At 42.8% G+C, this 15518-nt stretch carries 12 protein-coding genes; 7 read left to right on the forward strand and 5 right to left on the reverse strand.

The window, feature by feature from the left end; translation table 11 throughout:
* Nucleotides 1-343: 343 nt before the first annotated feature.
* Nucleotides 344-1696 carry an NADP-specific glutamate dehydrogenase gene (gene gdhA / locus GTW09_RS00005; RefSeq protein WP_163109893.1) on the reverse strand — a complete coding sequence of 451 codons (1353 nt, stop codon included), beginning with the start codon at nucleotides 1694-1696 and terminating at the stop codon, nucleotides 344-346.
* Nucleotides 1697-1704: 8 nt separating this feature from the next.
* Complete coding sequence (locus GTW09_RS00010) at nucleotides 1705-3333, reverse strand: diacylglycerol kinase family protein (RefSeq protein WP_163109033.1); 1629 nt, start codon at nucleotides 3331-3333, stop codon at nucleotides 1705-1707.
* A 211-nt stretch (nucleotides 3334-3544) separates the two neighbouring features.
* Here GTW09_RS00010 and GTW09_RS00015 point away from each other — a divergent pair, with 211 nt between their 5' ends.
* Nucleotides 3545-4072, forward strand: a complete 528-nt coding sequence (locus tag GTW09_RS00015; RefSeq protein WP_163109035.1) for a DUF2878 domain-containing protein — start codon at nucleotides 3545-3547, stop codon at nucleotides 4070-4072.
* A gap of 52 nt (nucleotides 4073-4124) precedes the next feature.
* Entirely contained in the window at nucleotides 4125-4829 is a 705-nt protein-coding gene (locus tag GTW09_RS00020) for an SDR family NAD(P)-dependent oxidoreductase (RefSeq protein ID WP_163109037.1), read from the forward strand.
* A 105-nt stretch (nucleotides 4830-4934) separates the two neighbouring features.
* Here GTW09_RS00020 and GTW09_RS00025 read toward each other — a convergent pair whose 3' ends face one another.
* Both GTW09_RS00025 and GTW09_RS00030 read right to left on the reverse strand, forming a co-directional pair.
* Nucleotides 4935-5765 carry an HAD family hydrolase gene (locus GTW09_RS00025; protein ID WP_163109040.1) on the reverse strand — a complete coding sequence of 277 codons (831 nt, stop codon included), beginning with the start codon at nucleotides 5763-5765 and terminating at the stop codon, nucleotides 4935-4937.
* Nucleotides 5766-5884: 119 nt separating this feature from the next.
* Nucleotides 5885-6445 carry a hypothetical protein gene (locus GTW09_RS00030; protein ID WP_163109042.1) on the reverse strand — a complete coding sequence of 187 codons (561 nt, stop codon included), beginning with the start codon at nucleotides 6443-6445 and terminating at the stop codon, nucleotides 5885-5887.
* A gap of 1109 nt (nucleotides 6446-7554) precedes the next feature.
* Here GTW09_RS00030 and putP point away from each other — a divergent pair.
* The 4 genes from putP to GTW09_RS00050 all read left to right on the forward strand — a co-directional run bounded on the left by putP (nucleotide 7555) and on the right by GTW09_RS00050 (nucleotide 12555).
* Nucleotides 7555-9054 (forward strand): sodium/proline symporter PutP, encoded by a 1500-nt coding sequence (gene putP / locus GTW09_RS00035; RefSeq protein ID WP_163109044.1) that lies wholly within the window; start codon nucleotides 7555-7557, stop codon nucleotides 9052-9054.
* Between the two features lie 15 nt (nucleotides 9055-9069).
* Complete coding sequence (gene proB / locus GTW09_RS00040) at nucleotides 9070-10179, forward strand: glutamate 5-kinase (protein WP_071979124.1); 1110 nt, start codon at nucleotides 9070-9072, stop codon at nucleotides 10177-10179.
* Nucleotides 10176-11423, forward strand: a complete 1248-nt coding sequence (locus GTW09_RS00045) for a glutamate-5-semialdehyde dehydrogenase (RefSeq protein ID WP_071979123.1) — start codon at nucleotides 10176-10178, stop codon at nucleotides 11421-11423. The genes proB and GTW09_RS00045 overlap by 4 nt, the downstream gene beginning before the upstream one ends.
* Before the next feature lie 184 nt (nucleotides 11424-11607).
* The gene (locus GTW09_RS00050; RefSeq protein WP_163109046.1) at nucleotides 11608-12555 is read left to right on the forward strand and encodes a mechanosensitive ion channel family protein; all 948 of its coding nucleotides are present in this window, start codon (nucleotides 11608-11610) and stop codon (nucleotides 12553-12555) included.
* Here the strand turns inward: GTW09_RS00050 and GTW09_RS00055 are convergent.
* Entirely contained in the window at nucleotides 12552-13103 is a 552-nt protein-coding gene (locus tag GTW09_RS00055; protein WP_163109048.1) for an HNH endonuclease, read from the reverse strand. The genes GTW09_RS00050 and GTW09_RS00055 overlap by 4 nt on opposite strands.
* Nucleotides 13104-13401: 298 nt before the next feature.
* Between GTW09_RS00055 and pnp the strand changes: the two genes are divergently transcribed.
* Nucleotides 13402-15513, forward strand: a complete 2112-nt coding sequence (gene pnp / locus GTW09_RS00060) for a polyribonucleotide nucleotidyltransferase (protein WP_071979121.1) — start codon at nucleotides 13402-13404, stop codon at nucleotides 15511-15513.
* Nucleotides 15514-15518: the final 5 nt, after the last annotated feature.

The raw sequence follows: 15518 nt of genomic DNA on the forward strand, positions 1-15518 counted from the left end.
CATCAACTTCTTTTAACACCCCAATAATCTGAGATTCTGTATATCGTGATTTTTTCATAGTCGTCTCCTGCATTAATCATTGCAGAAAACTCTAATTATGTCTGTCTCAGTTTAGGGGAAGTGGACATAATGCTTCAAAGATTTTCACTATAGTTCCCTCAGTAGATTAAATATGACACAGTCATTAATGCGATAAACGTTCCATAATGATGGATGGTTAAGCTTATGAAATTTAAACGCTTTTTTTGAGGGGGTTATTTGAATTAAGAAAAAAGCGTACAAGGTAAGCAGTTTTTACACTTTGTACGCCTAATCTTTCATAGCAAAGTTAGTTGGAAAAAGGTTAAACGCCCTGTGCTACCATCGCATCTGCTATTCGTCTAAACGCAGCAATGTTAGCGCCCTTCATGTAGTTAATATAATTATCTTTGCCTGCCGAGCGCTTAGCCTCTTCAAGGCAGCGCGCATGTATGCTCTTCATAATAGATTGAAGTTCATTGTCGAGTACGTCTGCTTCGTGTTGACTAAACTGTGCGTTCTGAGACATTTCTAGTCCTGACAGGGCAACGCCTCCGGCATTTGATGCTTTACCTGGCACATAAGTAATCCCTGAGTCGATAAAGACTTCCTGTGCGTTATTGCTGCAAGGCATGTTTGCACCTTCAAGTACCATGCTACATCCGTTTTCAAGTAATGCCTTTGCATCTTTTTCATGCAGTTCATTTTGTGTGGCGCAGGGCAGGGCAATATCGCACTTAACATGCCAAGGCGTTTTGTCACTAAACCAAACGCCAGATCCTTTGCTTTCTAAATCTGTAAGCACGTTAGATGAAGTGGTATGGGCATCTATAGCCCAAGCTATATCAGACTCACTAAATCCTTCATCACAAAACAAGAATCCGCGACTGTTTGATAAGGTGACTACCGTAGCCCCTTTTTGAATCGCTTTTTTGGCAGCGTGCAACGCTACGTTTCCTGCTCCTGATACAACAACTCGCTTTCCTTCTAAGGTTGTATCATTTGCATCGCAGACAGCTTCGGTAAAGTAAATCAGTCCAAAGCCCGTAGCCTCGGTTCTTACATAGCTACCTCCAAATTCAAGACCCTTACCCGTTAGTACACCTTCGAATTTATTGTTGAGCCTGCGGTATTCACCATAGAGATACCCAATTTCCCTAGCGCCAACATTAATATCACCGGCCGGAATATCTGTATTCGCGCCGATATGACGCTGAAGTTCTCGCATGAAGGCTTGGCAAAATAGCATAATGTCTCTATCGCTTCGACCTTTAGGGTTAAAGTCTGAGCCACCTTTACCGCCACCCATTGGCAAGCCTGTTAGGGCATTTTTGAAACACTGCTCAAATGCCAAAAATTTGAGAACAGATAGGTTAACCGTTGGGTGGAACCGCAATCCACCTTTATACGGACCCATTACACCATTGTGTTGAACACGCCATGCTTGGTTAACTTCTACTGTACCCTCTGAATTTACCCAAGATACTGTAAAGTAAATAACTCGCTCTGGGAGGCAAAGCCTGCGAACGATGTCTGCCTGTTTATAGGCCTCGTTGGCATTGTAAATAGGAACGATATCTTCGAGCACTTCCCGTACAGCTTGTAGATATTCTTTTTCACTTTCAAATTTAGTGCTTAAAAAGTCGTAAATTTCATCAAAATTACTTTCGTTTGGCATGGGGTACTTCATTCCTCGTTTTCTTTATTTGTTAGCACGGTAAGACTGCGTGGACACGTATTAATGGTCACAGTGTCTGCATGAAAAATTTCACCGTCTACCGCATAGGCAATTTCATCATCGAACCTAAGCGTAATTGTGCTTGCTTGCGCGTGACGTATGTTGTCAGAATGGCGCTTATGCTCGCTGGGGCTGAAAATTAATTCTGCTAGCGAGAGTAATTGTTTGTCGGGAGACGTCTGGGGAACTAGCCACGTTAGGTCTAGTTTGCCATCAGTGACATCGGGCGGTTCGTCGCCTTGCGCTAACGCTGTGGTCATAGGGGCAGCATTAGCAACAACAAAACTAGGCGTGGTGAGTGTTTCTTCATCGCTATCGTCTGTGCGAATTTTAAAGCTAATATTCTCGTTGTTAGAAATTGCACTCCACAAGCCTTTTAAATAAGCAAATTGGCCGCCTTCATTCTTTTCATCTCTATCGGCAGACGAAATCATTTGTTCTTCAAACCCAACGGCAGTTACCAGCAACATGATGTTGTCGTTACATGTGGCTGTATCGATAGCCAGCGTGTTCCCCTCAATAATGATGTCGCACGCAATATCAATGGGCATCACTTTACTTAAATAACCATGAAGTACCTGGCTCAGCGCATTTGCTGTGCCCAACGGAATAAAGCCCATGGTTGCTTGAGTATCTATTAAAGCAGATGCCACTTCAGTAAGCGTACCATCTCCCCCACAGGCAACAATGATGTCTACGTTATTACCTAAAGCCTCTTCGGCTATAGCCTTGCCATTTTTTTCAGGTGTTGTTTCAAAGACAGAAACAGAGAACTTTTCGTTAAGTCTTGCCAAAATCTGACTTTTGTTAAGTTCCCACTTGCCGCCGCCCGCCACGGGGTTTGCAATAAGCACCAAGTTTTTTTGTAGTGAAAGCAGTCCCCCATCTTTTACCTTTTCAAGCGCAGATAGCTGCTTTTTATTTAAGCGAGCGGTTTGTCTTACGCTATTTATCCGTCGCATTGCTTCTTCTACAGTTAGCGAATCATCTTTGGCAAGCAAATATGCTGCTACTACCAAAACTGAGCGCCCCCTGCCCAACGCGCAGTGCACAACAACGTTTCTTTTCGCTTTGATTTGTTGATCAAGCCAATTGATAGCATGTAACAGTTGTTCTGAAGTAGGGCTAGTATGGTCAAGCACTGGAATATTTAAGTAGCGATAGTCTTCTCTCAGTGCAGTGTAATCTAACCCATCAAACTCAGCGGTAACATCAAGAATAGCAGTAATGTTGTTTTCGTTAAGAAGGTCTACATGCTTACCTGACATTCGGCAGGCTAGAAATAAGTTTTCTTGAATTTTTTGTAAGGGCGGTACTTTGTCGGTACGTCGAGCATATTCATTGTATGCCCACGAGCCGAAAAGAAAGGGGACAAATATCCATCGAATATAGAAGGGAATAGAACCGTCTTCTCTTTTTCTGAATAATGACGGGTAGTTAAAAATGTACGCACTACTTACCGCAGCAAGCGAAAATGTCACCCAACCAAATAATATTTGCAAAATGAGTGACGGAGAAACCATAGCTAATACAAGTGCAACAAGCGCTCCAGCAATATAATATTTAACCATTTTCACGGCGAAACATATCCTTTGTTAATGCGGTTAGTAATCTATACAGCTTAAGATTAATTTTCGTTTACTTTGCTCTACGCTCGGTGACGTAAAATGTTTGAGGTCATCCAATTTAGTGCAATTCAGTGCAATTAAAAGGCTGAAATTAACAGATTTATGAACTTTGTAAGTTATCGTGCCGTATGCCTCGATATACGAACAACGAGCACAAACAATGAAAAAAGAAGTAGTAATAAAGGTTGCTAATTTTATTTGGTTCCAAGCCATATGGTGGCTAGTGATCTTGTTTCAAAGTGATGCCGAGCTGCTTGTGCTTGGCTTGCTTGCATTATGGGTGTTATTTTCTTCAGAGCGAACAAACGATATAAAGCTTATGATGTCGATGTTTGTTATTGGTACACTTATCGATACTATCCTCACCATTTCTGGAGTTTTTAACTTCAATAACTCGCAAACGTTACTTAGTTGGTGGCCAATTCCTTTGTGGCTTAGTTTTTTATGGGCAGGCTTTGCCGGTACGGTTTATCACAGCCTCACCGTGTTTGAGGGGAGACCGTGGCTGGCGGCTGCTGGCGGCGCAATTTTTGCACCATTAAGTTATATTGCCGGCGCAAATTTTGGCGCCGTCGAGCTGGGTTACTCACTGCCTGTAACGTTTGCCGTAATTGGGGCCGTATGGAGTATTACCTTTCCAGCGTGTTTCTATCTGTCTACTTTGTTTACGACTGAAAATGCAGAGTAGAATTCAAGAGCGTTAAAATTCAAGTAAGCTAAATTCAAGGAGTGTATTAAGTATGACTAAGAATGTTTTAGTAACTGGCGGCAACCGAGGCGTTGGCCTTGAGATCGTAAAGGGCATGCTGAGTGAAGGCTATAAGGTTTTAATGGCATGTCGCGACGAAGACGCCGGTGAAGAGGCAAAAAAGGATATTGTGGGCGGAGATTTGCACGTTATCGAAATGCCACTTGATAATGAGTCTGCCATTGTCGATGCGTTTACGCGGGCTGAAGCGGTTTTTGGGCCTATCGACATACTTATCAACAATGCAGGTGTTCTTGATGATACTAGCTGGGACGAAGTAACTTCAGAATCATTTAATGCCTCAATGCAGGTAAACGTATATGCGCCTCTTACCCTAATTCAGCAAACATTGCCTAAAATGATAGAGAGAGGGTTTGGGCGAATAATAAACGTGAGCTCCAGTTATGGTAGCTTTAACGAATCTCTCGCAGGCCCTTTCTCTTACGCTATATCAAAAGCCGCTGTGAACGCATTAACCGTGAAAATGGCGTCGGTTGTAGAAAAAGCGAAAGAAGAAAAAGAATTAGATGTTGCTGTAAACAGCATGACGCCGGGCTGGGTTCATACGCGAATGGGTGGGAAAAATGCGCCTAAAACTCCCGAAGAGGGAGCTGATACCGCTATATGGCTGGCCACAATGGAAAGCGATGTGCCTAACGGAAAGTTTTTCAAAGAACGCAAAGAAATAGCTTGGTAGCAAAGCGTTAAATATTTTCTAGGCCGAGAGAAGAGGGTAATGGCCAATATAGAGCTTGGCCCTTACCCTCAAGCTAGTCGTTAGCCACGCTATGCCCACGCTACGTTACAGGGAGAAGCGTTCTCTTAAGAAGCGCGCTACACCATCTTCATTGTGATGGCCTATTATAGATGTCGCTAACTCTTTGATAGGCTGTTTAGCATTGCTAGGCGCGTAAGCCTCATTAGCAATATTAAACATGCTCACATCGTTATCACTGTCTCCGAAACAAATAATATTTTTTGCGCCTAATTGTTCCTTGAGTATTTCAACCGCGCTTCCTTTACTTGCCAACTTGTGGTGAACATCCATCCAGCGATATTCATCGCCTTCAATAGCTGGGCCCGAATAGGCGATGAGACCTTCATTTTCGTTGAGTTCGTTCCACATATCGCGAACTACAGGAGCATCACCAATCATGCTAATGTTGGTAATATGAGCGTTGGAAGGCATTAACTCGATAGGCAGCAGAGTTGCTTTCGTTCGCGAAAAATACTTATCAATTAGGTTTTTTTCAATATCGTGCTGGGGTGCATGATGAAAAATAATATGGTCGTGATGCTGGCTATTCATATCAACGGTGTTGATAAAAGGCGTTATGCCATTTCGGGTAGCGCATTCGATAATAGCAGTCGCTTCACTGTCGTTGAGCAAGTTTTCTAAGGTTAGAGCATTACCTGCTGGGTCCCAGATGGCCACGCCGTTATTATAGATATGGGGGAGTACAAAGGGTTGTTCACCTATAACGTGCTGAGCAGAGTGCATGGTTCTGCCGGTGGCAACTGTGTATGCAATGTCCTTCTCGCCGAGTAACTTAAGTGTTTCACGCGTGAAGTCAGTAATCTCCGATGATTTATTCAGTAAGGTGCCGTCTAAATCGAAAAAAATAAGGTCCATGAATAGTATCCGGTAGATGTTTAAACGCTAAAGAGCAAGACACCATGATACGGCATCTATGCTCAATAGTTTAATAGAACGGACAAAATATTTACGTTAATTAACGAAATTAACATCGTTCACTTAATAGATTCGACTACCGAATTACTTTTTGCTTGAAGTATTTGCGACACGGCTTTTGCATTCTGCGAGCCTCGCAAATTGACTATCAGAGCGGATTTTCCTGACTTTACTGCATCGCTCACTTTACGGATGATTTCGCTTCTATCCGGGCGTAAACCTATTAAGCCAGCAATGAATAGCCCAATAAAGGTTCCTGGGCTGATAAGCGCGATATAAGTGAATATCGGGTTTTGTTGCGTAAGTGCCGGACCATATTGAGTTAACAGAAACGCCGTGATCATCCCTGCGGTAAACCCTATGGCCGCTAACGCTAGATGTGATGTCCAAAGCGACGACGCAATCTGAGACGATTTTTCTTCTAGCTTCGCGCTAAGGCGAGGGTCAGAAGGGGTAATTACCTCGCTCTGATGAGAATCAATTGATGCTTCTGACTCTAATTGCTGTAACGCTTGCTTTGCTTGCTCTGTAGAATCAAAAACCGCGGCTACCTGCAGCTTATCACTTGATAACATCGTTGCTCTTACATTAACTTTACTATTCTCTTCAACACTATTCATTAAACACTCCTATCGATGCTGCTACTTGTTTGTTGTTCTAAATCAGCATTTGGCCTAAATACGTTCTCTACAAGCTCATACAAGGAGCATTCCGTTTATAAACTTTTACTGATGTAACTAATCTTACTCTCGGTAAAATACGTTTGGTTTGTTTTTAACGTCATGAATTTTATGGGTTTATAGGGTTTGTTAAATTAATGAAAGGGTGTATTTGGCAAATAAAGAGAATGTGTTTTGCCTTTGCAATAAACCTCAGGCCTCGCTTTATCTTCAAAGGCTCTATGTCGGATTTTCACTGTCTGTGCAAAATTTTCATCCCAATCAATGTGAAAATCAGGCAAAAGGGGCGAGGTGATTGTTATGTTAGTTGTGTTTATATAAATTCTGTTTTTATAGCGGTGGAGAAGATAAAACCATTTTGGTTTGCAGTAATAACCCCCTTCGGTCTTGATTTTGCGGAGTCTAAGTATAATTTCACCCGAAGGTGTTCATAGAGCAAAACCGGTGAATAAAGCGGTTATTTTAGTTTATTCGAACCATTACTTTTAATAAGCGGCGCAAAAGATTTTGAAAGTAACAGTGGCTCTAGATGCAGAAATTAAAGCTTCTTTTGAATGTTATTTGTTCTAGTGCTTGCTTGTATTTAATTTATGTCATAATTGTTTCTATAACTATTTAAGTGCCCAGGTTTAGTTAAATACGCCCTAATTTGATGTTGTTTCATGAAAATTTATAAAAAGTTAACCTTTTGATATTTAAAGTTTAAGTGTTTAAACTTCTGGTGTTGTTGCTTGTGAAACATCATTGGTGTGAAAGTCATGACAAATTGCTCTGAAGTTAAGTTGTGCATAATTTGCGCTTGATATTTTCTCGCAAATCTATATATTGTTTGAACTCTAATGATTATTGCTCGATGCAATTGATGGGGTTTGGTCATAATTCCAAAAGCCTACAAGTCGATTGGCACAGTGCTCGCACCATTGACGAAGCGTTAACGAAGCCAAGGTAAACGAAGCCAAGGTTAACGAAGAATGTGCAGTTTAAGCTATCAAGTTGTTACATCGTCAAATTATTAGATTTTCGAGGCAGCAGAGGATTTTTCGCAATACATGGCATTTGAAAGTTACATATCGCTGGCAGTGTATTTTATTGCAATGCTAGGTATAGGCGTGTTTGCCTATCGCCAATCTACAAGCGACATTTCAGGTTACATCCTTGGTGGACGTCAAGTAAGTCCCCACGTAACAGCGCTTTCAGCCGGCGCTTCAGACATGTCCGGTTGGATGCTCATGGGTTTGCCTGGAGCTATGTACATATCAGGCTTCGATGCAGTTTATATAGCGATCGGTCTTTTGGCCGGGGCGCTTTTAAACTATATTTTCGTTGCACCTAAGTTACGCGTATACACCGAAGTGGCAGATGACTCGCTTACGGTTCCAGAGTTTTTTGCTAAGCGCTTTAATTCGCCAAAGTCGAGTTTGCGCATTGTTTCGGCAACAATCATCGTACTGTTTTTCACCCTGTATACATCCGCTGGTTTAGTAGCAGGCGGCAAGCTTTTTGAGAGCGCATTTTCTCTCGATTACCAAGTTGGTTTGTTTATAACTCTTGGCGTAGTGGTGTCATACACTTTGTTAGGCGGTTTTTTGGCAGTTAGCCTAACTGACTTCGTTCAAGGTTGTATTATGTTTCTAGCGTTAGTGCTAGTTCCTGTTGTGGCCTTCAGTCAATTTGATAGCGCGTCGCAAATGACGAGCGCAGCGTATGAATCTGTGCCGAATTTTTCAGACTCTTTGGAAGCGTTAACATTGGTCGGCTTGCTATCGAGTCTTGGATGGGGGCTTGGTTATTTTGGTCAACCTCACATCATTGTTAGATTTATGGCAATTAGATCGGTGAAAGCCATCTCCACGGCCCGAACAATTGGCATGTCGTGGATGACGGTAACTATCATAGGCTCCTTGGGTACAGGACTTGTAGGTGTTGCCTATGCAAACCAGTTTGGTCTTCGTGTAGATGATCCGGAAACTATTTTTATTATTTTCTCGCAAATTTTGTTTCACCCATACATTAGCGGGTTTTTGATGGCGGCTATACTCGCTGCGATCATGAGTACAATTTCGTCACAATTACTGGTTTCTGCGAGTTCGCTGACCGAAGATATCTATCGAGTCATTACAAAGAAAGAAGTGTCTGATAAACAAACAGTCACAATTGGACGTTATGGTGTAGCAGGGGTTGCTTTAGTGGCTCTGATTTTGGCCCTAGATTCATCAAACACTATTTTGTCATTAGTGAGTAACGCATGGGCAGGATTTGGTGCTGCTTTTGGTCCTTTAGTGCTGTTTTGTCTGTATAAAAAGGACCTAACTGCGAAGGCTGCGCTTGCCGGTATGATTTCGGGGGCAGTGACAGTACTGTTCTGGATATACGCGCCTATACTTGAAGATGGGCAGGCATTGAGCAGCGTCATTTACGAAATTATTCCAGGGTTTGCAATAAGTGCAATTACTCTGTGGTCGGTAACAAGATGGGGCGAAAATCCATCACCGAATGTAGAAGCTACATTTGAACAAGCCGGCCAAGAATTAGCGAATCAACAATCTTAAGGTTAGATATATATTATGAGTCATCCAAATTGGAATCGCGTCGTCATTAAAGTAGGTAGTGCACTTATTGCGCCGAATCAACAGGGGTGTAGTAGCCACTATTTGCTGAGTATCGCACAATTTATAGTTCGCTGTAGAGCGAACGGTACGCAAGTTGTTCTTGTGTCATCAGGGTCAGTTGCCGCAGGGTCACATATGTTCGCAGATCAGGAAAAGACCAACATTGCGGTGAAAAAAGCGATGGCGGCCGCGGGTCAAACCGAAATGATCGCAACGTGGGATCGGCTGTTTGATTTCCCATCGGCACAAATGTTGTTAACACATGCAGACCTTCGCGACAGAGAGCGTTACGTGAGTATTCGTGAAACAATTTTCAGCTTGCTGGACAACAATATTCTGCCGATTGTTAACGAGAACGACACCGTAACTACTGATAAACTCAAAGTAGGCGACAATGATAATTTGTCAGCGATGGTAGCGGCAGCGGCCGATGCCGATGCGCTTATCATTTGTTCTGACATCGATGGGTTGTATGACAAGAACCCGCATGAGCACGATGATGCAAAAATGCTGAAATCGGTGGATACTATCGACGAAAGTATTTATGCCATGGCCGGCGGCGCAGTGAAAGGCGGTGTTGGAACCGGCGGAATGCGCACCAAAATTGAAGCGGCCGAAAAAGCGGTATCTCACGGTATAGATACCTACATTATTAATGGCTTCACCGAGCTGTCTTTTAATATGCTGTTAGCAGGTGAAAATCCTGGAACGCATTTCAGACCGTTCAAGAAGCCAATGAAAGAAAACGAGCACTGGATGCGTCATACATCAAATGCGCAGGGCGAAGTGATTATTGAAGGTAATTTCGATGGCACTTTAGGTACCGACAGTGACCAGTTAACGAGTAGCGAAATAATCGGCGTAAAAGGCGAGTTTTCCGTAGGCGATACTATTTTAGTACGCAAGGAAGACGGCACAAAACTGGTGAAGGCCAAGTCGAATTATAGTAGCTGTTTATTGAATTTTATTGCGAATCAGGACAGTGATGAATTTGCCCACGAGTTCGAAGAGAAAACGGGGCCAATTATTTCTGATCAGCACGTAGCAAACCTGGAGAAAGAATGAGTATTATTACTGAGTTAGCACAACAAGCAAAACAAGCTGCACGTAAATTGGCTGTTTTAGACGAAAGCCAAAAAAACGCGGTGTTAACTGACATGGCTGCAGCTATTAGAGCCAACAAAGACAAGATAATTGCGGTTAACGAAAAAGAAGTAGCTCGCGCCAAAGAAAATAATCTTGATGAAGCTATGATCGATCGTCTCATCCTAGATGATGAGCGTATAGAAGCGATGGCAGAGGGAATCGAAGTTATTGTTGAGCTTGACGATCCCGTGGGTAAAGAACGTGTTTTCGGTACTCGACCTAACGGCATCGAAATTAAGAAAATGCGCATCCCACTAGGGGTAGTGTGCATGATTTATGAAGCACGTCCAAATGTAACTGCTGATGCAGGTGCTCTATGCTTCAAATCAGGTAATGCAGTTATTTTGCGTGGTGGTAAAGAGGCGCTAGATACGAGTCTTGCCATTGCAGAGTTAATGCAAGATACACTTGAAAAGCATAATTTGCCGAAGGCATTAGTCACGGTTGTACCTAACCCTGACCGCGCCCTTATGCAAGAGTTGATGGAACAAAGAGATTATATTGACGTGATCATACCTCGCGGCGGTGAAGGTTTAATCAATTACGTTACCGATAACTCTAAAGTTCCAGTAATTCAGCATTTTAAAGGCGTTTGTCACTTATACGTAGACAGTGATGCTGATTTGGACAATGCACTAGAGATTTTGCTTAATGGTAAAACCCAGAGAACAGGTGTGTGTAATGCACTTGAAGGTTTAGTTGTTCACCAAGCAATTGCTGGCGACTTTTTACCTCGTGTTGCGCAAGCATTTAAAGAGCATAATGTTAAGGTTCACGTTGACAGCAAAGGCAGTGAATACTTTGAGGGTGCTGACGTTATTGATGAATCTGGGTACGGTGAAGAGTACTTAGGTCTTGAAATAGCAATTCGTGTTGTTGATGACTTCGACGGTGCAATCGATCACATAGCGCAGTTTGGTAGTAACCACACCGAAGTTATTTGTACAAAAGACAAAGAAAAAGCGAAATTATTCCAACGCGCAGTTGATGCCAGTGTTGTTATGGTAAACGCTTCTTCACGTTTTTCTGACGGAAGTCAGCTAGGTTTAGGCGCAGAAATAGGTATAGCGACAACAAAGTTGCATGCCTATGGCCCAATGGGACTAGAGTCTTTAACCTCAGAAAAATATTTAGTGAATGGCGAAGGTCAAATTCGCCAATAAGCCAAATATAAGAGCTTTTTTGTTAAGGGTGTTTTTAATAAACAGTTTTCGGGAATAAAAGCTCGCAAAAAGCACATAGTGACTGGTCGGCATTGTGCCTGCTCGTTGAGTGCTTCATAATACAAAGCGCTGACATTCGTCAGCGTTTTTTTTTGCTTTCAATAAATTAGCGTGGAGTGACTTGATGGAGAATGTGATGGAACCAGCACAAATATGGCAAACATTCATCGCGTATGCGCATGAATACAAGCTATTGGCTTCTGTCTTACTGCTTATTTCTCTGCATTATACCAAAAAGGGCATGTTGCGCCTTATTAAACTCAGAAGTTCTCGCAAAGGTGAGGATAGACGAAATCAGATCAACATTTTAGAGCAGTTGGGTAATGCGTTAATCATCATATTGCTGATGGTGCTTTGGTCTGCTGAAATTCAAACCCTCGCTATATCAATTGCTGCCTTCATGGTGGCCATTGTGCTGGCCACCCGCGAATTTATTCAATGCTTCATGGGCTTTATTTACTATTTGGGTGCTCGGCCTTTTCGGGTGGGTGACTGGATACAGATGAATAACAATATAGGTGAAGTGGTAGAAATGGACTGGGCCAAAACCACCATGTTGGAAGTGGATAGGGAGAGTTTTAACTATACGGGTAAGCACGTATACGTACCTAATAGCCAACTGGTTACTCAAACGGTACGTAACCTCAACTTTATGCGTCGATATCGCTTGCATTCTTTCAGTATTGTTAACGAGCCTACCGTAAACGCCTATAGTCTTTTACCGGCATTTCACGCAAGAGCGCAGGCTCACTGTGAGTATTTTCGCGATGTCGCAGAACGATACAAGGGTTTAATCGAAAGACATCTCGAGCAAGAATTTATTCGAATCGATCCGGAAATTGAAATCAAAACCAACGAGCTTGCAAAGGTGGTGGTGCAGGTTAACCTTTTTTGTCCTACGGACGATGCACAAGAACTTGAGCACAAGATGTGTTCAGATTGGTTGAGTCTTTGGTTTAGAGCGTTGAAAGAAGAAAGTCAGATGCTGGCAACGCTTCAAGAGCAAAGTCAAACATCCATGCAGGCCCACAATGCAATAAGTACACAATCGTCTTCAGGTGGCGCACTCTAGCTGCATTTCCATTCCCTATATCGAGTAAAATGACTTTCCAAAAAAGCCATTTGGTCCGATAGAATTTTTCTGTTCATCAAATAAAAACGCTCATATACGTTTGGCCTGAACGGAACAGCAAGTAATGGCATATTTGCCTCTTCGGGGGTCTTTGCTCCTTTTGCGTGATTGCATCTCTGACAGGCAGAGGCCACGTTGGTCCAGCTGTCTTTTCCGCCCCTTGAACGAGGTATAATATGATCCCGCGTAAGCTGTTTTGGCGAAAACTGCGCACCGCAATAAAGGCACATATAACTATCGCGACGGAAAAGGTATTTATTGGTTAATGCAATTTTTCCACTCATATCAGTGACCTTGCCATCGCAAGCGATAATACTCGACAACGACAGCTCACTTTGAATACCTGCGTGATTCCATCCACCTTTAAGCGTTATGGCATCTGTGCCAAGCTCGAACAATACCTTGTCTTGGCAATATAGTTTGGCGGCGTGTTCTATGTCTATCCACTCTTGTGGCATTCCAGCCTTATTCAGTCTTAGCACAAGCATAAATTCCCCTTAACGCACATTTGTTTTATACGATTGTTTTATGTGGTTTTTAGTTTTGACCTTTGCTTTTTTCTATCGTACTCGATTTTGTGACATCAGTTTATTGCATTGTGATGAAAATATAGCCATGTAATCTTTTTTAATCGAGTGATGAAGCTACGATGGGAAATGCAGCAGATAAATACATAATAATTTCAATCTTCTCCTTCATTTGGCGATGGCAAAATTCTGTGTTCATCGCTATACTGAGCACCGCAATTAAAAGCGATAAATAAAGATTGGAATTAAAGGACAAATAGTGACTCCTATTACTAAATCATTTCAGTATGGTCAGCATACTGTAACTCTAGAGACGGGCGTAATTGCTCGTCAGGCAACAGCTGCGGTTTTGGCAAGTATGGACGACACGTCTGTATTGGTATCGGTAGTTGGTAAGAAAGAAGCGAATGCAGGTCAAGATTTCTTCCCACTAACGGTAAACTACCAAGAAAAAGCGTATGCTGCGGGTAAAATCCCTGGTGGATTCTTCAAGCGTGAAGGCCGTCCATCTGAAGGTGAAACGTTAATTGCACGTCTTATTGACCGTCCAATTCGTCCACTTTTCCCTGAAGGCTTCAAAAATGAAGTTCAGATTATCATCACTGTAATGTCTGCTAACCCAGATATTCCTACTGATATCATCTCACTTATTGGTACCTCTGCAGCACTAGCCATTTCTGGTATGCCGTTTAACGGTCCAGTCGGTGCAGCTCGTGTGGGTTACAGCAATGGTGAATATATTCTTAATACACGTGCTGAAGAGCAAGAATCAAGCGAACTTGACTTGGTTGTTGCTGGTACAGAAGGTGCGGTATTAATGGTTGAATCTGAAGCCAATGTGCTTTCAGAAGACACTATGCTTGGTGCCGTTATGTACGGTCACGAGCAAATGCAAACTGTTGTTAATGCGGTAAATGAATTCGCGGCTGAAGTTGGTACTGAAAAGTGGGACTGGAAACCAGAAGCGGAAAATACATCGCTAAAAGACAAAGTAAAAGCGTTAGCTGAAGCAGAAATGACGGCTGCTTACCAGATTTCTGACAAGCTAGAGCGTAAAGACGCAGTTGTTGCTGCGACAGAAAAAGCGCTTGCAGCCATTGTTGCAGAAGACGAAGAGCAAGACCAAAAAGAAGTACTTGACCTTCTTCACGAGCTTGAGTCTGACGTAGTACGTTCACGTATTCTTTCTGGCGAGCCACGCATCGACGGTCGCGACCCTAAAATGATTCGCGCCATTGATGTGGCTACAGGCATTTTACCGCGTACTCATGGTTCGTCATTGTTTACTCGTGGTGAAACGCAAGCCATCGTTGCTGCAACGCTTGGTACAGAGCGTGATGCACAGATGATTGACGAGCTTCAGGGCAAGCGCGATAGTCGCTTTATGCTTCACTACAACTTCCCTCCATACTGTGTGGGTGAAACCGGTTTTGTTGGTTCACCAAAGCGTCGCGAAATTGGCCACGGCCGTTTAGCAAAGCGCGGTATTCAAGCAGTTATGCCAAGTGAAGAAGAATTCCCGTACGTAGTACGTGTAGTATCTGAAATCACTGAGTCTAACGGTTCATCATCTATGGCGTCAGTATGTGGTACTTCACTTGCGCTTATGGATGCAGGTGTTCCTATTAAGGCATCTGTTGCTGGTATCGCAATGGGTCTTGTGAAAAGTGATGACAACTTTGTTGTACTTTCAGACATCCTTGGTGACGAAGATCACCTTGGCGATATGGACTTTAAAGTAGCGGGTACTACCGATGGTATTACTGCACTTCAAATGGACATAAAGATTGAAGGTATTACTAAAGAGATCATGCAGATCGCACTTAAGCAGGCTAAAGAAGCACGTTTGCATATCTTAAAAGTGATGGATGAAGCCATTGGCGGACATCGCGAAGAACTAAGTGAATTTGCACCTCGCATCTACACCATGAAGGTAGACCAGGATAAGATCCGTGATGTGATTGGTAAAGGCGGCGCAATGATCCGTCAAATCACTGAAGAGTCTGATACCAACATCGAAATTGAAGATGACGGCACTATCAAAATCTTCGCAACAGAGCGCGCGAAAGCCGAGATTGCTATTGCTAAGATTGAGCAGGTTACTGCTGAAATCGAAGTGGGTAAAACCTATAACGGTAAAATTACCCGCATCGTTGACTTCGGTGCTTTCGTGGAAGTACTACCTGGTAAAGAAGGGCTTGTACACATTTCACAAATCGCTCACGAGCGAGTGAATAAAGTAACTGACTACCTTAAAGAAGGTGAGATGGTTGACGTTAAGGTTATGGAAATTGATCGCCAAAACCGCGTACGTCTAAGCATTAAAGAACTTCTAGAAAAGCCTGCGCCTAAGTCTGACGACGCAGAGTAATAGTG

It is taken from the genome of Alteromonas hispanica, assembly GCF_010500915.1.
In the GTDB taxonomy this organism is placed as follows: Bacteria; Pseudomonadota; Gammaproteobacteria; order Enterobacterales; family Alteromonadaceae; genus Alteromonas; species Alteromonas hispanica.